Here is a 17,457-nt window from a genome sequence, read left to right as displayed (position 1 = left end):
GAAAAATAGCTAGAAATAAATACCCCTACTCACCCCAGCGTTGCATTAACTGATGTGGCACATTGATTTGGTCTAAAATCCGCGCCACAACGAAATCAACTAAGTCTTCAATCGTTTTGGGGTGATGATAAAAGCCGGGATTCGGCGGCAAAATCACCACGCCGAGGCGCGAGAGTTTCAGCATATGCTCCAAATGTATCGCTGAAAACGGCGTTTCGCGTGGCACTAAAATCAGCGTTTTGCGCTCTTTGATCATCACATCAGCAGCGCGTTCGAGCAGATTATCCGACGCACCGTTGGCAATCGCGGACAGCGCCCCCATCGTGCATGGCACAACGATCATGCCATCGCCTGGATTACTACCCGATGCCATCGGCGCGAACCACTCATTTTGTCCATATACCTGCAATTGTTCAGCATCAACGCCATATTGAGCACACAACAAGTCAGCTAAATCCGCAGCGCGACCAGGCCAAGTCAAATCCAGCTCTTGCTTTGCGACAATCTGCGCCACTTGCGTATACACCAAACGCACCTTGCAACCCGCCGCCAGCAAGCACTCCAACGTGCGCAAGCCATACGGCAAACCGGAGGCGCCAGTAAACGCAAGGGTGATGATTTTCATTTTTAAGTCCTAATAAAATAACAGTCGAATATACAAGCAATCAGCTCTGACTATCAGATGGGGCAATAGGTTCAGCGTCACGCAATAAGCGCGTGGCAATCAAACCATTGATCAAACCAAAAAATATCGACATCGCAGCAAGGACAGGAATCAGAACGACAATGCCGTTATGCGGAATGAGCCACAGCCGCGCGATCAGCAGCTGGCCGCACAAATGTCCAAGCGCTGATAACATGGAAAACGACACTAAACCAAACCAGCGGCGCGGTAAATATTGCGCCAAACCTAGCACCAGCAAACTCATAATGCCGCCCCCCAAACTCATCACAAAGCCGGGAGAAAAAAAGCCACCCAAGACTAAACCTGCCCCGAGTATACGTAGCAAAGAAACCCAGACTGCGGCCGTCCAGCCAATACGCTGTAGCGCAATTAAAGTGACAATATTAGCGAGACCCGGCTTAAAGCCAGGTATAGGAGAAGGAATCGCCGCCTCAATCACCGCTAAAGCAATCGCACAGGCCGCCAATCTGGCAACTTGCTCATCTTCTGGCGTGACTTTTAAGGTGAGTTTAGTAGGTGAGGCTGTCATACGCGGGCGGGTGATTGCCAATCAATTGAATGCTGGTGCGGTTAGGTAAACAAATCGCAGTTTGCCCCGTTTGAGTGAGCCAGCCCGCTCGCACGCAATATTGGCGTGGGCTTGGATCACTAGCAATTCGCACCCGACCTGCTGCGACTTCGATCACAGTATCACCAAGTGGCCCTGCAATGGCTAAAGTACGGGCCGCAGCCAAATCAAGCTCGGCAAACAATTGACCATCTTGAAATACTTTGACTCGCGTTGCTCTGCCTTGCGACCAACACAAGGGCGTAATGACCGCCCATAGCACAATGCAACAGAACAACATCAGATAATCACCGGGCTGCATCATTTGCAGCCATTGCCGCCAAGCAGTGTTAGGCACGGTGATGCTGTTCGCGATGACGCACCAACACTTGGCGATTGCGCGCAAAATGGCGACGTAACTCTTCGGCTAAATAGACTGAACGATGCTGCCCACCCGTGCAACCAATTGCCACCGTTACATAACTACGCTGATCGCGCTCGAACTCGGGCAACCAGCGCTCTAAAAAGCCCAAAATATGCGTGAAATAACTACCGACCGTGGGTTGACGCATCAAGAAATCAGCCACCGGCTGATCCATTCCCGTTAGCGGTCGCAGTGCAAGATCGTAATAGGGATTAGGCAGACAGCGTGCATCAAACACAAAATCGGCATCGAGCGGCAAGCCGTGCTTGAAGCCAAATGACTCAAAAATCAAAGTGAGTTTGGCACGATCAGAATCGATAAAATCACGCACCCAAACGCGCAACTGAGCGGCCGACAAACCAGATGTATCCATCGCATGCGACATCTCACGGATGGTTTCCAGCATCTCACGCTCTAGAGTTACCGACTCTGTGACGGTCAATTCGCCTTTAGATAAAGGATGGCTGCGGCGACTTTCTGAATAACGCTTCACTAAGACTTCGTTATTGGCTTCAAGGTAAATCATGCGAACATCTAAGCCCAAATCCATTAGCGCAGCTAAATGGTCAGGAAAGGTGGCGAGATTATGTGCACTACGCGCATCAATCCCAATTGCGACCTTGGGATAACCATCTTGATCGAGCATCGACACCGCTTGCGGCAATAAGGGTGCCGGTAGATTATCGAGACAATAAAAACCGAGGTCTTCCAGTGCTTTTAATGCAACGCTTTTACCGGCGCCCGATAGACCCGACAATAATACTAATTGTTGACTACGATGCATTATTCACCCATTTCCATGAATTTTTGATGGCGTTCGATAAACTCTCGTGTTGAATCAATGCCGCGTAATTGCAGAATATAGTTTCGCACCGCTGACTCAACCAGCACAGCTAAATTTCGGCCTGCCGCGACCGGAATCACTAATTTGCGCACCGGCACATCCAAAATTGCCTGTGTCGCAGCTTGCATTTGCAGACGATCCACAGGGGCAACGGCTTCTCCGCCCGCTTTAGCCAGATGCACAATCAATTTCAGCGTTTTTTTCGGCCGCACCGCCGTTTCGCCAAAAATAGTCCGAATATTCAAAACACCAATCCCGCGCACTTCCAAAAAGTCACGCAACATCGGTGGACAGCGCCCTTCTAAGGTTTCTGGATTGGTCCGATATACCTCAACCACATCATCGGCGACCAAGCCATGACCGCGCGAAATCAATTCGAGCGCCAACTCAGACTTACCCATCGATGATTCACCAGTGAGCAAAACACCAACTTCAAGCACATCCAAAAATACCCCATGAAGGTGTGTTGATACAGCCAATGCTTTACTTAAGTAATAGCGCAATACCTCCATCAAATACGGAGATTGCTCTGGACTAGTCAACAAAGGAACATGATGACGCTCGGCGGCTTCTCGTAGCGAATCGGGAACCACTTGCCCATTCGCTACAATCATCGCTGACATATCATTGGCAAACAGCTGATTCAAACTGGAGTGCTGAATTTCAGCTGAAAGACTATTCAGATAAGCCACTTCAGCAATACCCAACACTTGAATGCGGTTCGGATGTACGAAATTCAAATGCCCAACCAAAGACAGTGAGGGCTTTTGCTCTGATGCGTCATTGGACAGCAAATTATTCGCACCTGACTGCCCTGCCACCCAAGTGAGGCGCAGTTTTTCGGCGTTATCAATAAAAAGTTGTCGGGCAGTGATTTGAGGCATGCTGGCTCGCGTTGATCAATTTTAGAAATGATTTTATTACAAATTGTATGACAATTGGACTGAGCCGCGCCAATGAAGACGCCTCAAATAAGAAGCCCTCAGTCAAAAGCTGAGGGCTGAAGTCAATTAAAACTCAGAAGCGTAGGGTTCCCAATTGGAAATTTTCTCCCATACCGCCGTTGCATCAGGTAATGCCAGCAACTCTTCACGCAATTGCTTATCTGAAAACAATTGGGCGAGTTCAGACAAAATTTGCAAATGCAGATCGGTCGCATTAGCCGGAACCAACAAAACAAAAATCAAAGAAACTGGCTTGCTATCGGGCGCATCAAATTGAATCGGCTCTTTCAAGCGCACAAAAGCGCCAACGGCTTCTTTCAAGCCTTTGATCCGTCCATGAGGAATTGCTACACCTTGGCCCAAGCCCGTTGAGCCTAGTTTTTCGCGGGCGAATAAACTATCAAAAATTACGCTACGCGCAATACCATGGCTATTTTCAAACAAAATACCGACATGTTCAAAAACGCGTTTTTTGCTGCCCACATCCAAGTCGAGAAACACATTGGCAACAGGGAGAATTTTGCTAATCAGGCTCATGTTCAAACTTATGTCCTTAAAGGAGCCGCCATTGTAACCCGCGCTCCGATAAACAAAAACGGGAACGACTCGCGGCGTTCCCGTTGTGTTGCTTGCGCAACGGATTATTCTTCGATCACCGCTTGGTGCTTGATCGCTTCATTACGATGGCCAGATTGCTTTTCTTTGTATTTGATAATCTGACGATCAAGTTTATCAACAAGACTATCAATCGCTGCATACATATCTGCATCAACTGACTCAACATGAAGATCTTTGCCCACGACATGCACCGTCGCTTCGGCCTTATGTTCCAGCTTATCGACAGACAAAATCACTGAAACATCAATGACGCTGTCAAAATGGCGAGTCGTGCGCTCTACTTTGCTAGCAACGTATTCACGAATCGCTGGTGTAACTTCCAGATGATGACCACTAATGTTGAGGTTCATATACTACTCCTTCGGTTTTTCTGCTTTTGTATAAGGCGATGTGCTTTTACAAACACTTGCGCTGATTAACGGGAGGAATCATTAATGCCTCCCTGTACTTAGCAACGGTGCGTCGCGCAACCACCACACCTTGCCGTGCGAGTTCTTCAGTTATAGCACTATCCGATAAAGGTTTGTGCGTATTTTCTTGCTGTACCAGTTGTTTGATCAAAGCTTTGATGGATGTTGCTGAATTTTCACCACCCGTTTCGCTTTCAACATGACTACCAAAGAAATATTTGTACTCAAATACCCCTCGTGGCGTCAGCATGTATTTTTGCGTTGTCACCCGTGAAATGGTGGATTCATGCAACTCTAACTCATCCGCAATATCACGCAACACCAAGGGCCGCATTGCCACTTCACCATACTCAAAAAACGCTTTTTGCCGTACCACAATCGCTTCAGCAACACGTAAAATCGTACTGCCACGCTGTTCAACACTTTTAATCAACCAACGAGCTTCTTGCAATTTTCCACTCAAACCCATTGTGGAATCACCTTGCAACAGCTTGGCGTACATCTCATTGACTTTAAGTTTGGGCTGCGCCGCAAAATTCAAGCGCACCTGCCATTGCCCACGCACTTTTGTCACAATGACATCTGGAACTACATAGCGAGTCGTCTCAGACGACCAATTTGCCCCCGGTCTTGGCGTTAATCCACGCACCAAAGCTTGCGCATCTCGCAGCGTTGTTTCATCGCATTGCAGTTGACGCTTAAGTCTAGTGTAATCCCGCTGCGCCAATAAATCGAGTCCTTCATTCACTAATCGAATGGCAATTTGTCTCACTGGACTATCGGGCAAAACGCGGAGCTGTATTGTCAAAGACTCGGCTAAATCCCTTGCGCCAACACCCAAAGGCTCAAGTTGCTGCAAATGCTGCAATGCAATTTGCAGCTCTTCTGGCTCTAACTCCAACTCAGTGATCAGCTCTTCGGGGATCTGAGCATAGATTTCATCTAACGTTTGGCTTAGCAAACCGTCCTCATCCAAGGCATCAATTAACAAATTAATCAACGCCTTATCCCGCTCTGAGACCACCAAACAGCCACTTTGTTCAAGCAAATAGTCGCGCAAAGAATACGTTTTTTGAACCCTTAAAGCAGGGTCATTTTCATCATCTTCGTCATACGATTGACCTGATCTGACCTCGTCCCAGCGCAGGCTATCCCCCTCTTCAACGACTTCGCTGACTTCGAGCGGCGCAGCTTCTTCACCCGCATCAACCACGCCATCCTCACGCTCTAACATCGGATTTTCAGCGAGGAACTGTTCAATTTCTTGTTGAAATTCAAGCGTAGAGAGTTGCAACAGTTTGATTGACTGCTGAAGTTGCGGTGTTAGATTAAGCTGCTGCGACATGCGCAGCTGCAGGGTTTGCTTCATGAAGAGAACGACCTAGGAATTAGAGCAGACCAAAATCACTACATTTTAAAATGTTCACCCAAATACACTTGGCGAACATCTTCATTATTGACGATTTCTGTGGGTTTTCCAGCGGCAATCACTGCACCTTCAGAAATGATATAGGCGCGATCACAAATACCGAGCGTTTCACGCACATTGTGATCGGTAATCAAAACACCGATTCCACGACCTTTAAGAAAGCCAATGATGCGTTGAATATCAATCACCGCAATCGGGTCAACGCCAGCAAAAGGCTCATCGAGCAAAATAAACTGTGGGTTGGACGCCAAGGCACGCGCGATTTCTACGCGGCGGCGCTCACCACCCGACAAACTCATCGCACCACTTTCACGCAAATGCCCAATGTGCAAATCGTGCAGCAGCTCATCTAAGCGGGTATTGATTTCTTCTTTCGTCTTGTAGTGCAACTCAAGCACCGCTTGTATGTTTTCCGCGACCGTCATTTTGCGAAAAATCGAAGCTTCTTGTGGTAAATAACCCAAACCAAGCCGCGCACGCTTGTGAATCGGCTGTTGGCTCACATCGACACCATCTAATTCAATGGTGCCCGCATCCATCCGTACTAAGCCGACAATCATATAAAAGCTGGTCGTTTTACCCGCGCCATTCGGCCCCAATAAACCGACAACCTCGCCACTGGCGACTTCAATCGACACATCGCGCACCACGGTGCGTTTTTTATACGACTTTTGTAAATGCTGCGCTTTCAACACACTCATTTGGCGGCGTCTTTCTTTTTCGGATTGATCGTAATGTTCACGCGATTACCTGGTTTACTTTGCGCTTGGTAAAACTCAGTATTTAAATTGTAGTTAATCGTGTCGCCCATCACGATGTCTTGGCCTTTTTTCACCCATGCTTTATCAATCAGCACCATTTCGCCTTTCAATTCGTCATAATCAAATCTTAGAGATTCAGCATCGAGCGTCTCGCCACTGTCTAGTTTTTGCTTAAAGCGGACAGGACGGCCTTCGCCTTTAGCAAATTGTTTGCCTTCAGCATCTTGGCGCATGGTCACTTTATCTGCCCGCATCACCATCGTGCCTTGGGTGACAATCACATTGCCAGTACACACTGTTTGCTGTGTTTTTTGCTCGGCAAGACAATGATCTGCAACGATATTCATCGGTTTTTCACGATCAGCCGTTTCGGCGAATGAAGGTGAACTAAGGATTAGCGCGAGGAGCGGCAGGGCGAGGTGTCGGCACATAGGTCATCTTTACTTTAGATTTAAGTTCTAGGGTTTCTAATTGATTGTTAGCAACAAAGCCGACCGCTTCAGCGTGGCTTTGCCCCATTTTTGCGGTGACAAATTGTTCTGACTTGGCTATTTCAGCATTACCGTCAATCCAAATATCACGACCATCAATAATCAATTCTGCATTATTAGCATAAGGCGCGCGGCGCAATTGCGTTGCTTCATAAAACCAAGTTTCAGAGGCTTTATGGATCGAGCGTGCTCGCGTACCGACCACGACAATCGTTGGCTTGCCGACCTGAGTTTGCGTTAAAACCGGCGCTTCAAATAGCATCGTATCTTCTGCGGGAACATGGGTGACCCGACTCGCAACAAGGTGTGAACGCTTTAAACCGGCTTCATCAAAGCGCACCAAAGTACCTTCGTTGGCAATGAGATCCGGCGCATTTAAATCAACCCGGTTAGGCAAGGCCAAATTAGTCGCCACACGGCTCAACACCCAGATCAAGCTGCCAACAATCACTAAAAGCAACAAGGGCAGCACCCAAGTAGTTAGACTGCGCAAAGCACTCCCCTAGCTGAGATACGGAGCCAAAGCGGCTTCGAGCGTATTTTGCGACTGCATAATTAATTCGCACACTTCACGCACCGCACCTGCGCCACCTTGGCTGCCCGTCACATAGTGTGCATATTGGCGCACTATGGCAGGAGAATCAGGAACAGCAGCAGCAAAAGCCACATGGCGCATGACAGGCAAATCGATCACGTCATCCCCCATATAACCGCATTCTTCAGCGGTCACGCCCACTTCACGAATGAGTTCTTCAAAAGAAGCACGTTTATCGTGCGCGCCTTGGTAAACATATTCAATACCCAAATTACGCGCGCGATGCAGAACCAAATTTGATGTGCGGCCAGTAATAATGGCTAATTTCACACCACTTTGCTGCAACATCTTTAAGCCATGGCCATCCAAAGAATTAAATGCTTTTAATTCTTCACCAGCATCATTGAAGTACAAACGCCCATCGGTCATCACACCGTCAACGTCGAAAATCATCAATCTAACTTGCTTTGCTTGCTCAAGCATTGAGCTTCCTTCTTATAATCGTAAAATTATTAGGTATTTGAATATACACCTTGATCATCGATACGCAGCGAGACATACCCAACTAGACAACTCTTGCCCGTAATAAGTCATGCATATTCAAAGCACCGACTAAACGACCCTGATCTTGAACTAACAAACCATTAATCCGCCGCGACTCCATCACTTGCACCGCTTCCGCAGCAAGGCGCGAAGCCTCAATAGTAGCAGGGTTTGGCGTCATCACGGCACTGACTGGGGTAGCGCGGATGTCAATATCGCGGTCTAAAGTCCGGCGTAAATCACCGTCCGTGTAGACACCGACCAACTCTCCCGCTGTATTGACCACTGCCGTCATCCCTAAGCCTTTCCGGCTAATTTCAAGCAGCGCATCTCGCAATGGCACATCGTCTCTAACCACCGGTAAACGCTCACCGTGATGCATTAAGTCACGCACATGGACCAATAAGCGTCGCCCTAAAGTGCCACCCGGATGTGATAAAGCGAAGTCTTCCGCCTGAAAACCCCTCGCTTCCAATAAAGCCACTGCCAACGCATCACCCAGCGCCAAAGCCACCGTGGTACTGGCTGTCGGAGCTAAATTGAGTGGGCAGGCCTCTTCAGCCACCGCCACGTCTAAATGTACGCTCGACTCCAAAGCCAGCGTCGATTTGGTATTCCCCGTCATCGCGACAATCGGCAAGCCCAAACGCTTTAGGCTAGGCAGCAAAGCAACTAATTCATCGCTTTCACCAGAATTAGACAGCGCCAACACCACATCAGTCGACGTAATCATGCCCAAGTCGCCATGCGCAGCTTCGCCCGGATGCACAAAAAACGCTGGTGTTCCGGTACTCGCCATCGTGGCCGCGATTTTGCGTGCGACATGGCCTGATTTGCCCATGCCCATAATGATGACACGACCTCGACAGGCCAACATGAGCTGGCAAGCCTGGTCAAACTGCCCATCCAAACGTGCGGCAACGGCTGAAATCGCAGCTGCTTCGATTTGCATGACACGACGCGCAACTTGGCTCGCCGACCATTCCAATTCAATTCCCGCCTCAATTGCGTTCATAAGGAGATCATTTCCTAGCCAATCCAGCGCGCAGTATAAAAGACCTTGCGAGTAGATGACAGCGCCAAGTGCATAATCAACATGTCAGAATTTACACTGGCTCAGCTATAATCAAAAAACATGCCACCCTAATGCACACTATGCCCATCAATCTGCACTCTTTTGTTCTTCTCCTTGCCGCAGCCGTTATCACCGTCGTGGTATGCCGAAAATTCAAGCTTCCAGCGATGTTGGGCTACTTGCTTGTGGGCATGCTAATTGGGCCGTATGCGCTTGGGTTTATTCAATCGAGTGACGAAGCCAGCCATCTAGCAGAATACGGCATTGTGTTTTTAATGTTTACGCTCGGGCTAGAATTTAACCTCGCCAAACTCAATGCAATGAAGCGCATCGTATTTGGTTTGGGTGCCGCTCAAGTTGGCGCCGTTCTGGTCTTTATTGCCGCCGCCGTAATGCTGGCTGGATTAGATTGGAAAGCGGGTTTAGTGCTGGGCGCCGCTGCGGCGATGTCTTCAACGGCGATGGTCTCAAAGCTCTTATCTGATCGCGGCGAACTCAACGCGCCGCACGGCCAAAATGCAATTGGTATTTTATTGTTCCAAGATTTGGCAGTTGTACCCTTTCTCATCATCATTCCAGCATTAAGTTTACCCGATGGTAGCGTCACGATTCCCCTGATTAATTTACAAGTCGATCAACTGCTATTCGCCCTCTTTTTAGCCTCAATCAAAATTGTCTTTGTCCTCGTGGTTCTGCTCTCCTTAGGGCAAAAAATAATGCGCCCTTGGTTTAACTTGGTGGCGAAACAACACGCGAGCGAACTATTCATGATCAATATTTTATTGGTCACACTCGGAACGGCTTGGCTCACCGAAGCAGCAGGGTTATCACTGGCTTTAGGCGCATTTTTGGCAGGGATGCTTATTGCAGAAACAGAATACCGTTACCAAGTCGAAGATGACATTCGCCCTTTCCGCGATTTATTACTCGGTCTGTTTTTTGTGACTGTCGGGATGAACCTGAACTTCAGCATCCTCATTTCAGAATGGGGTATGGTGCTACTGAGCTTACTGCTCCTTGGTCCTGTCAAGATAGGTGTCATTGCTGGCTTAGCAAAGCTATTTGGTAGCACACCGGGCAGCTCTTTGCGTACCGGTTTTGCACTAGGCCAAGGCGGCGAGTTTGCCTTTGTCTTATTGGCATTGATCGCCCAAGGCGGGCTCGTACCCAGCCCGATTTTACAAGCAACAACCGCGGGCGTGATTCTGTCGATGTTGCTGACGCCCTTCCTGATTCAACACTCTGACAAACTCGTATTACGATTAGCCAGTTCCGAGTGGATGAGCTTGGCCGCCAATTTACACAATATTGCCGTGCGCAGCATGGCCGCTAATGGCCATGTGATTTTGTGTGGGTTTGGTCGCAGCGGGCAATCTTTAGCACGGATTTTGAGCCAAGAAGACATACATTTTTTTGCCCTCGACCTTGACCCAGAAAAGGTTCGCGAAGCAGCCAGCGCGGGTGAGTCGGTGGTATATGGCGATGCGGCCAAACGCGAAGTGCTAATTGCGGCCGGACTGATGCGAGCCCGCGCCATTATCGTCACGTATTCTGATACCCATTCTGCAATGAAAATATTGGAACTGGCTCATCAATTGCGCCCAGAAATACCCGTCATCGTGCGCACCCAAGATGATAGCGACATTGATTTACTCAAAAACGCAGGTGCCGCAGAAGTCGTTTCAGAAATCATGGAAGGCAGCCTGATGCTCGCTTCGCACACGATGATGCTGCTGGGTGTGCCACTCAATAAAGTACTGCGCCGTATTCGCGATGTACGTGAGACACGCTATCAATTGATTCGTGGCTTTTACCGAGGACTGAATGACGATACCGACGAAGGGGATCGTCAACAGCCACGTCTTCATACGCTGCAGTTAACTCAAAATGCCCATGCAATTGGCTACACGATTGCGGAGCTCAAACTCGACAAATTGCAAGTCGAAATTCGCAGCATCCGCCGCCGTAACACGCCACCATTTCAACCTGAGCAAGACTTTCAACTTAGTACTGGCGATGTATTAGTTCTGTTAGGCGAACAAGAAAACTTAGCCGCAGCTGAAATGCTCATTCTGCAAGGAAAGTAATCAGTATCACCATGAAGAACTTATAAATAAAGGCACTCAAGCAGATACATAAAAAAAGGAGCCGAAGCTCCTTTTTTTGTATCATTCACCGTTAACGTCGATCAAACTTTGGACGCTTACCCACAGTGGCTTCGATTTGCATCGCACTACCTTGCCGCATCACCACCATCGGCGTGACACGCTCAGGCGGTAGTGCAGAGATCAGATCGAGCATCTGCGAAGAGTTAGTGACTTCTTTACCATCGATTTGTACCAGCACATCACCAGGACGAATACCTGATCGAGCAGCAGGACCATTACGTACCACACCCGCAATTAAAGCGCCCTTACTTGACTCGAGTTGCAATGAGTTCGCCATTTCAGGAGACACATCCTGTACTTCGATACCCAACCAGCCCCGCGTCATACTGCCATCTTTAATAATGGCCTCCATCACTTGCTTCACGGTCGTAGCAGGTATAGCAAAACCAATCCCGAGCGAGCCACCCGTTTTAGAGTAAATCGCGGTATTGATCCCCAGTAAATTACCTTGTGTATCCACCAAAGCACCACCGGAGTTACCAGGGTTAATCGCCGCATCGGTCTGAATAAAGTTCTCAAAGGTATTAATGCCTAACTCACTGCGACCCAAGGCCGAAATAATACCCATTGTCACCGTTTGCCCAACCCCAAACGGATTACCAATCGCCAAAACCACATCACCAATCGCAATTTGTTCCAAATTAGCAAATTGAAGCGCCGGTAAATCGGGTAAGTCGATCTTAATCACGGCCAAATCAGTTTCAGGATCACTACCAATTAAGCGCGCCATCGCACGGCGGCCATCCGCTAGTGCAACTTGAATTTCATCGGCAGATTCAACAACGTGATTATTGGTGACGATGTAGCCTTCGACAGAAACCAAAACACCCGAACCTAAACTTGAGGTTTTTGCACCACCTTCTGAGTCGCCATCGCGCTCACCAAAGAAACGCTTAAACTGTGGATCATTGAGCGGCATCCGGCGATTTTGCTTCACCGCTTGAGACGTAAAAATATTCACGACCGCTGGCTTAGCACGCTTTGCCGCATCACGGTACGATAAATCAGCTTGCACCGCACTGGCAGTCACAGGCGCTTCTTTTGTAACAGTAACGACCTGAGGTTGCGGCGCTGGGCGCAGCTCTGGTTTAAATACCGTTACTAAAAACCAGATGGCTAAACCGATCGTGGCGGTTTGTGCGAAAATCAGCCAAAGTTTTTTCATCATTTTGCAGATCTCTTATGCCTATACAACGTCAAGAATTAGAAAATCATCTTGCACAACTATTATCTGTTGCGCGATTTAAAGATTATGCACCAAATGGCTTACAAGTCGAAGGGCGCCAAGACATTCAACACATTGTCACAGGGGTAACTGCATCGCTTGCACTCATTGAGGCGGCCATCGATCTCAAAGCGGATGCACTTTTGGTGCATCACGGTTTTTTTTGGAAAAGTGAAAACTTGCCCATTGTACGCACAAAAAAACAGCGAATTGCTGCCTTATTGAGAGCCGATTTAAATCTATTTGGCTATCACCTGCCTTTAGATGCTCACGAAGAGCTCGGCAATAACGCACAACTAGCAAAAAAATTAGGCTTAATTCCAACAGGACGCTGCGGGGATCAAGAATTAGTCTGGATGGGTGAATTACCAGTCCCGATGTCGTTTGATACTTTTTCGCGACACATTGGCATTTCGCTGAATCGCGAACCTCTAGCGATTGGTCAAGCTGATCGAGTGGTACGAAAAGTCGCGTGGTGCACAGGCGGAGCTCAAAGTTATTTCCATGAAGTAGCAAATCTTGATGTTGATTGTTTCATTACTGGAGAGGCCTCTGAATTTGTGACGCACCTAGCCAATGAAACTGGAGTTGGCTTTATTGCGGCGGGTCACCATGCAACAGAACGATATGGAATTGCGGCACTTGGCCAGCATTTAGCCAGCGAATTTTCGCTACAGCACACACACTTAGATCTGGACAACCCAGTATGAAGACTCAAAAATCAAACCACGCTTTGCAAAGAGCAGTAGCCATTTTTTGTATTGCAATTGCATGTGGGCTCAGCGCTTGTAGCAGCAATCCTGCGGCACCCAGCACCAAACCAGTAGAACCAACACCCGCTGCGGCCAATCAAACAGCGCCTAGCATCATCATTCAATCGCGCAGCAGTAAAGCCATCACGGAAGACATCATTCGCTACCGCACTAGCAAAGGCATGAAAATTCGCAGCAAAAGTACTTTACGTCTTGAATTCATGATGATGATGAGTAATACGAAGTCGCCCACTGAAGCACGAATGTCATATGTATTAAACCAGACCGAGAGCGGATGGCGAGTCACGGCAAGGGTCTATCAGATTACCAACCCGGGCAGTCAACAAGAAAAGGTTCAAGAAATTACGGCAGCCGTGAGTGACAAATTGACCGAAGAATTGGCGTCTTATGCAAAAATTTCAGGCAAACCTTAACTATTTTTTCAAAATGCCGCTTCAGACGAGTGAAGCAGCTTTAAGTTCCGCCCTTCTTTCAGGTAGAATTTCATACTTTGAAGATATTACGTTCAGTCAATCAGGGATTGGGTTATGAGTGACCAACAAGTAGATAATAGTAAACGGCGATTTTTATTAATCGCCACTAGTGCAGCCGGTGGCGCTGCAGTAGCGGGGATTGCTGGGCCGTTTATCGCTAGCTTTTTCCCATCCGAGCGTGCAAAAGCCGCCGGTGCATCCGTAGAAGTGGATATCAGCAAACTAGAACCGGGTCAAAAAATCACGGTTGAATGGCGTGGTAAACCAGTTTGGGTCGTTAAACGCACCCCTGAGATGCTTTCACTGCTGCCTAAAAATGACCCCAAATTGGCTGATCCAACGTCAAGCGTTGCTCATCAACCTGAATACGCAAAAAACGCGACACGCTCGATCAAGCCAGAAATTTGGATTGCCGAAGGCGTCTGTACGCATTTGGGCTGTTCGCCAACCTTCCGTCCCGATCTAGCTCCGGCAGATCTCGGTGCGGATTGGGTCGGTGGTTTCTACTGCCCATGTCATGGTTCCAAATTCGATCTGGCTGGTCGTGTATTTGCAGGCGTTCCTGCGCCAACCAACTTGATTATCCCAGAACACAAATACCTATCTGACACGATGTTGTTGGTAGGTGAATCTTAATAAAGGGAGAGGACATGAGCAAACTAGAGCAAGTTCCCGAAAAAGTACTCGGCTGGGTTGATGAGCGTTTTCCGCTCACATCAACTTGGAAAGCACACATTTCCGAATATTACGCACCAAAAAACTTTAACTTTTGGTATTTTTTTGGTTCATTAGCCATGATGGTTTTGGTTATCCAAATCGTCACCGGCATTTTCCTCACGATGAACTACAAACCGGATGGCAATTTGATTCCGGGTACCAATATTTCTGTCGCTTTTGCATCTGTTGAATACATCATGCGTGATGTGGCAGGTGGCTGGGTGATTCGATATATGCATTCAACGGGCGCATCGATGTTCTTCGTTGTCGTCTACCTGCATATGTTCCGTGGCTTGATTTATGGTTCATACCAAAAACCGCGCGAATTGATCTGGATCTTTGGCACAATGATTTTCTTGTGCCTAATGGCTGAAGCTTTCTTGGGATACTTATTACCATGGGGACAAATGTCATTCTGGGGTGCGCAGGTTATCGTTAACTTGTTTGCTTCTGTGCCAGTGATTGGTCCTGACTTAGCTGAATTGATTCGTGGTGACTTCGTGGTATCTGATGCGACCTTGAACCGCTTCTTTGCCTTGCACGTGATCGCTGTTCCATTGGTGCTACTCGCCTTGGTAGTAGCCCACTTAGTTGCATTGCACGAAGTTGGCTCAAACAACCCAGACGGCGTTGAAATCAAGAAAAACAAAGATTCGAAAACGGGCATTCCACTCGATGGCATCCCATTCCACCCATACTACACAGTAAAAGACATTTTTGGCGTTTCGGTGTTCTTGGTGGTATTTACTTCGATCTTGTTCTTTATGCCAGAAATGGGCGGTTACTTCCTAGAAAAACCGAACTTTGACCCAGCAGATGCACTTAAAACACCAGCGCACATTGCACCTGTTTGGTACTTCACTCCGTTTTACGCCATTTTGCGTGCTGTACCATCATTCTTTGGTATGCAAGTGTGGGGGGTGTTGGCAATGGGCGCTGCAACCTTAATCATCGGCGCACTACCTTGGCTTGACCGCTCACCAGTTAAATCGATTCGTTACCGCGGCCCGATTTACAAAACAGCTTTAACCCTCTTTGTGATTTCTTTCTTAGGGCTAGGTTATTTGGGCACTCAAGCACCAACGGATATGGGTACATTCTTGTCACGCGTGCTGTCGATTATTTACTTCCTTTTCTTCATTTTGATGCCTTGGTATACCAAGATCGATAAAACGAAACCGGTTCCTGACCGCGTAACGATGAAGTGATGGGGAGAAATATATGAAAAAAATGATCAATTCATTGTTATTTGCACTGTTAGCAAGCACTTCAATTGCAAGCTTTGCAGCTGGTGGCAATGTTCATTTAGATAAAGCGCCAATTGATTTGCGTAATGCAGAAAGCTTGCAACGCGGCGCGCAAACATTCGTGAACTATTGCTTGTCGTGCCATGGTGCAGTCGCTATGCGCTACAACCGACTCACTGATATTGGCTTAACTGAAGATCAAATCAAAAATAATTTGATGTTCACCACTGACAAAGTGGGCAACCCAATGAAAGTGGCGATGGATGCAAAAGACGGCAAAACATGGTTTGGTGCAACACCACCCGACTTGTCTTTGATTGCTCGTTCACGCGGTTCAGACTGGCTTTACACCTATCTACGCACCTTCTACCGTGATGACACCCGCCCTACCGGCTGGAACAATCTGGTATTTGATAAAGTAGGTATGCCACACGTACTGTGGGAACTTCAAGGTGAACAAATTCTGGAAACCAAAAAAGAAGGTGGCCACGATGTGCAAAAGCTGAAGTTAGTGAAACCGGGTTTATTGACCCGTGGTACTGACAGCGGTGGTTTTGACAATAGTGAGTACGACCTTCGCGTTGCTGATTTGGTCAATTACATGACGTATATGTCTGAACCTGCCCAAGTCAAACGTGAGCAAATCGGCTATGCCGTGGTCTTGTTCCTCTTGTTTATTTTGGTACCACTAACTTACCTGCTGAAAAAAGAATATTGGAAAGATATTCACTAATCAGTAGCGCAATAAAAAAGGGCGGATCTCCGCCCTTTTTTATTGCCATTTTTCTGTTTCATAACAATCACTTATCGGACAAACCCTAGATATTGCGCTGCAAAAATAGTAAAATCCCATTCATTCTAAAAAGTCGATAGGTATATCCATCATGATGAAATTATATTCTGGCACATCTTGCCCATTTAGCCATCGCTGCCGCATTGTGCTATTTGAAAAAGGAATGGATTTCGAGATCCTTGACGTGGATATTCACAGCAAGCCAGAAGATCTCGCTATCATGAACCCTTACAACGAAGTTCCTGTTCTCGTCGAACGCGAACTGCAATTGTATGAATCAAACATTATCAATGAATACATCGATGAGCGCTTTCCACATCCACAATTGATGCCAGCCGATCCAGTCATGCGCGCTCGCGCACGCTTGATGCTATTCAACTTGGAACGTGAATTATTCATTCACGTTAAAACGCTTGAAGACAGCAGTGCAACGAAAAAAGCACTCGAAACGGCTCGCATCACAATTCGCGACAATTTGACGCAAATCGCCCCACTCTTTACCAAACAAAAATTCATTTTGGGTGAAGAATTCTCTATGCTAGATGTGGCAATTGCACCTTTGCTATGGCGCTTTGAGCATTACGGCATCGAAGTAACTAAAGGCTTGGCGCCAGTAATGAAATATGCAGAACGCTTGTTTAGCCGTGAAGCATTCATTGATTCATTGACGGCCAACGAAAAAGCAATGCGCAAGTAATGCTGTGAAGAGGTGTGAGGCAGCTTGCCCCACCTCACGCCCCAATCCTCACGGAGAA

The 17,457-nt window shown here is 47.6% G+C and carries 21 protein-coding genes; 7 read left to right on the top strand and 14 right to left on the bottom strand.

Going from position 1 to position 17,457, the window contains the following annotated elements:
* Positions 1–25 precede the first annotated feature (25 nt).
* The 13 genes from K4H28_RS02725 to K4H28_RS02665 all read right to left on the bottom strand — a co-directional run bounded on the left by K4H28_RS02725 (position 26) and on the right by K4H28_RS02665 (position 9,246).
* On the bottom strand, positions 26–625 hold the full coding sequence (locus K4H28_RS02725) for a flavin prenyltransferase UbiX (protein WP_221006856.1): 600 nt from the start codon (positions 623–625) through the stop codon (positions 26–28).
* A 40-nt stretch (positions 626–665) separates the two neighbouring features.
* Positions 666–1,214 (bottom strand): Gx transporter family protein, encoded by a 549-nt coding sequence (locus K4H28_RS02720; protein ID WP_221006854.1) that lies wholly within the window; start codon positions 1,212–1,214, stop codon positions 666–668.
* The gene (locus K4H28_RS02715) at positions 1,195–1,557 is read right to left on the bottom strand and encodes a NusG domain II-containing protein (RefSeq protein ID WP_221006852.1); all 363 of its coding nucleotides are present in this window, start codon (positions 1,555–1,557) and stop codon (positions 1,195–1,197) included. Before K4H28_RS02715 ends, K4H28_RS02720 begins: the two co-directional genes overlap by 20 nt.
* Positions 1,558–1,582: 25 nt before the next feature.
* A complete protein-coding gene (rapZ, locus tag K4H28_RS02710) occupies positions 1,583–2,440 on the bottom strand; it encodes an RNase adapter RapZ (RefSeq protein WP_221006851.1) in 858 nt (285 codons plus the stop codon).
* The gene (hprK, locus tag K4H28_RS02705) at positions 2,440–3,384 is read right to left on the bottom strand and encodes an HPr(Ser) kinase/phosphatase (RefSeq protein WP_221006850.1); all 945 of its coding nucleotides are present in this window, start codon (positions 3,382–3,384) and stop codon (positions 2,440–2,442) included. The genes rapZ and hprK overlap by 1 nt, the downstream gene beginning before the upstream one ends.
* Positions 3,385–3,510: 126 nt before the next feature.
* Positions 3,511–3,981, bottom strand: coding sequence for a PTS IIA-like nitrogen regulatory protein PtsN (gene ptsN / locus K4H28_RS02700; protein ID WP_221006847.1), 471 nt, complete (start codon positions 3,979–3,981; stop codon positions 3,511–3,513).
* A gap of 104 nt (positions 3,982–4,085) precedes the next feature.
* On the bottom strand, positions 4,086–4,412 hold the full coding sequence (gene hpf / locus K4H28_RS02695; RefSeq protein WP_221006845.1) for a ribosome hibernation-promoting factor, HPF/YfiA family: 327 nt from the start codon (positions 4,410–4,412) through the stop codon (positions 4,086–4,088).
* A 46-nt stretch (positions 4,413–4,458) separates the two neighbouring features.
* Positions 4,459–5,841: an RNA polymerase factor sigma-54 gene (locus K4H28_RS02690; protein WP_221006843.1), complete on the bottom strand. Its 1,383-nt coding sequence runs from the start codon at positions 5,839–5,841 to the stop codon at positions 4,459–4,461.
* A 38-nt stretch (positions 5,842–5,879) separates the two neighbouring features.
* Positions 5,880–6,602 carry an LPS export ABC transporter ATP-binding protein gene (gene lptB / locus K4H28_RS02685; protein WP_221006842.1) on the bottom strand — a complete coding sequence of 241 codons (723 nt, stop codon included), beginning with the start codon at positions 6,600–6,602 and terminating at the stop codon, positions 5,880–5,882.
* The gene (gene lptA, locus K4H28_RS02680) at positions 6,599–7,093 is read right to left on the bottom strand and encodes a lipopolysaccharide transport periplasmic protein LptA (RefSeq protein WP_255573598.1); all 495 of its coding nucleotides are present in this window, start codon (positions 7,091–7,093) and stop codon (positions 6,599–6,601) included. Before lptA ends, lptB begins: the two co-directional genes overlap by 4 nt.
* The gene (gene lptC / locus K4H28_RS02675; RefSeq protein WP_221006838.1) at positions 7,050–7,646 is read right to left on the bottom strand and encodes an LPS export ABC transporter periplasmic protein LptC; all 597 of its coding nucleotides are present in this window, start codon (positions 7,644–7,646) and stop codon (positions 7,050–7,052) included. Before lptC ends, lptA begins: the two co-directional genes overlap by 44 nt.
* Positions 7,647–7,655: 9 nt before the next feature.
* The gene (kdsC, locus tag K4H28_RS02670) at positions 7,656–8,171 is read right to left on the bottom strand and encodes a 3-deoxy-manno-octulosonate-8-phosphatase KdsC (RefSeq protein ID WP_221006836.1); all 516 of its coding nucleotides are present in this window, start codon (positions 8,169–8,171) and stop codon (positions 7,656–7,658) included.
* 82 nt (positions 8,172–8,253) lie between these two features.
* A complete protein-coding gene (locus tag K4H28_RS02665) occupies positions 8,254–9,246 on the bottom strand; it encodes a KpsF/GutQ family sugar-phosphate isomerase (protein WP_221006834.1) in 993 nt (330 codons plus the stop codon).
* Positions 9,247–9,386: 140 nt separating this feature from the next.
* Between K4H28_RS02665 and K4H28_RS02660 the strand changes: the two genes are divergently transcribed.
* Positions 9,387–11,393: a monovalent cation:proton antiporter family protein gene (locus K4H28_RS02660; protein ID WP_221006831.1), complete on the top strand. Its 2,007-nt coding sequence runs from the start codon at positions 9,387–9,389 to the stop codon at positions 11,391–11,393.
* A 91-nt stretch (positions 11,394–11,484) separates the two neighbouring features.
* Here K4H28_RS02660 and K4H28_RS02655 read toward each other — a convergent pair whose 3' ends face one another.
* On the bottom strand, positions 11,485–12,642 hold the full coding sequence (locus tag K4H28_RS02655) for a Do family serine endopeptidase (protein ID WP_255573597.1): 1,158 nt from the start codon (positions 12,640–12,642) through the stop codon (positions 11,485–11,487).
* A 14-nt stretch (positions 12,643–12,656) separates the two neighbouring features.
* Between K4H28_RS02655 and K4H28_RS02650 the strand changes: the two genes are divergently transcribed.
* From K4H28_RS02650 to K4H28_RS02625, 6 genes are all read left to right on the top strand, one after another.
* Positions 12,657–13,409 carry a Nif3-like dinuclear metal center hexameric protein gene (locus tag K4H28_RS02650; protein ID WP_308443469.1) on the top strand — a complete coding sequence of 251 codons (753 nt, stop codon included), beginning with the start codon at positions 12,657–12,659 and terminating at the stop codon, positions 13,407–13,409.
* Entirely contained in the window at positions 13,406–13,885 is a 480-nt protein-coding gene (locus K4H28_RS02645) for a hypothetical protein (protein WP_221006829.1), read from the top strand. Before K4H28_RS02650 ends, K4H28_RS02645 begins: the two co-directional genes overlap by 4 nt.
* Positions 13,886–13,999: 114 nt before the next feature.
* Complete coding sequence (gene petA / locus K4H28_RS02640; protein ID WP_221006827.1) at positions 14,000–14,581, top strand: ubiquinol-cytochrome c reductase iron-sulfur subunit; 582 nt, start codon at positions 14,000–14,002, stop codon at positions 14,579–14,581.
* A gap of 14 nt (positions 14,582–14,595) precedes the next feature.
* Complete coding sequence (locus tag K4H28_RS02635) at positions 14,596–15,870, top strand: cytochrome b (protein ID WP_221006825.1); 1,275 nt, start codon at positions 14,596–14,598, stop codon at positions 15,868–15,870.
* Positions 15,871–15,883: 13 nt separating this feature from the next.
* A complete protein-coding gene (locus tag K4H28_RS02630; RefSeq protein ID WP_221006823.1) occupies positions 15,884–16,642 on the top strand; it encodes a cytochrome c1 in 759 nt (252 codons plus the stop codon).
* Positions 16,643–16,793: 151 nt separating this feature from the next.
* Positions 16,794–17,399 carry a glutathione S-transferase N-terminal domain-containing protein gene (locus K4H28_RS02625; protein ID WP_221006821.1) on the top strand — a complete coding sequence of 202 codons (606 nt, stop codon included), beginning with the start codon at positions 16,794–16,796 and terminating at the stop codon, positions 17,397–17,399.
* Positions 17,400–17,457 lie beyond the last annotated feature (58 nt).

Origin of the sequence: Deefgea tanakiae (genome assembly GCF_019665765.1) — a bacterium.
Lineage (GTDB): Bacteria > Pseudomonadota > Gammaproteobacteria > Burkholderiales > Chitinibacteraceae > Deefgea > Deefgea tanakiae.
This window is presented reverse-complemented; position numbering and strand designations above follow the sequence as displayed.

Bases quoted from the DNA above. Each gene is read 5' to 3' on its own strand.
- K4H28_RS02725 (WP_221006856.1), bottom strand. From the start codon at position 625: ATGAAAATCATCACCCTTGCGTTTACTGGCGCCTCCGGTTTGCCGTAT.
- K4H28_RS02720 (WP_221006854.1), bottom strand. From the start codon at position 1,214: ATGACAGCCTCACCTACTAAACTCACCTTAAAAGTCACGCCAGAAGAT.
- K4H28_RS02715 (WP_221006852.1), bottom strand. From the start codon at position 1,557: ATGATGCAGCCCGGTGATTATCTGATGTTGTTCTGTTGCATTGTGCTA.
- rapZ (WP_221006851.1), bottom strand. From the start codon at position 2,440: ATGCATCGTAGTCAACAATTAGTATTATTGTCGGGTCTATCGGGCGCC.
- hprK (WP_221006850.1), bottom strand. From the start codon at position 3,384: ATGCCTCAAATCACTGCCCGACAACTTTTTATTGATAACGCCGAAAAA.
- ptsN (WP_221006847.1), bottom strand. From the start codon at position 3,981: ATGAGCCTGATTAGCAAAATTCTCCCTGTTGCCAATGTGTTTCTCGAC.
- hpf (WP_221006845.1), bottom strand. From the start codon at position 4,412: ATGAACCTCAACATTAGTGGTCATCATCTGGAAGTTACACCAGCGATT.
- K4H28_RS02690 (WP_221006843.1), bottom strand. From the start codon at position 5,841: ATGAAGCAAACCCTGCAGCTGCGCATGTCGCAGCAGCTTAATCTAACA.
- lptB (WP_221006842.1), bottom strand. From the start codon at position 6,602: ATGAGTGTGTTGAAAGCGCAGCATTTACAAAAGTCGTATAAAAAACGC.
- lptA (WP_255573598.1), bottom strand. From the start codon at position 7,093: ATGTGCCGACACCTCGCCCTGCCGCTCCTCGCGCTAATCCTTAGTTCA.
- kdsC (WP_221006836.1), bottom strand. From the start codon at position 8,171: ATGCTTGAGCAAGCAAAGCAAGTTAGATTGATGATTTTCGACGTTGAC.
- K4H28_RS02665 (WP_221006834.1), bottom strand. From the start codon at position 9,246: ATGAACGCAATTGAGGCGGGAATTGAATTGGAATGGTCGGCGAGCCAA.
- K4H28_RS02660 (WP_221006831.1), top strand. From the start codon at position 9,387: ATGCCCATCAATCTGCACTCTTTTGTTCTTCTCCTTGCCGCAGCCGTT.
- K4H28_RS02655 (WP_255573597.1), bottom strand. From the start codon at position 12,642: ATGATGAAAAAACTTTGGCTGATTTTCGCACAAACCGCCACGATCGGT.
- K4H28_RS02650 (WP_308443469.1), top strand. From the start codon at position 12,657: ATGCCTATACAACGTCAAGAATTAGAAAATCATCTTGCACAACTATTA.
- K4H28_RS02645 (WP_221006829.1), top strand. From the start codon at position 13,406: ATGAAGACTCAAAAATCAAACCACGCTTTGCAAAGAGCAGTAGCCATT.
- petA (WP_221006827.1), top strand. From the start codon at position 14,000: ATGAGTGACCAACAAGTAGATAATAGTAAACGGCGATTTTTATTAATC.
- K4H28_RS02635 (WP_221006825.1), top strand. From the start codon at position 14,596: ATGAGCAAACTAGAGCAAGTTCCCGAAAAAGTACTCGGCTGGGTTGAT.
- K4H28_RS02630 (WP_221006823.1), top strand. From the start codon at position 15,884: ATGAAAAAAATGATCAATTCATTGTTATTTGCACTGTTAGCAAGCACT.
- K4H28_RS02625 (WP_221006821.1), top strand. From the start codon at position 16,794: ATGATGAAATTATATTCTGGCACATCTTGCCCATTTAGCCATCGCTGC.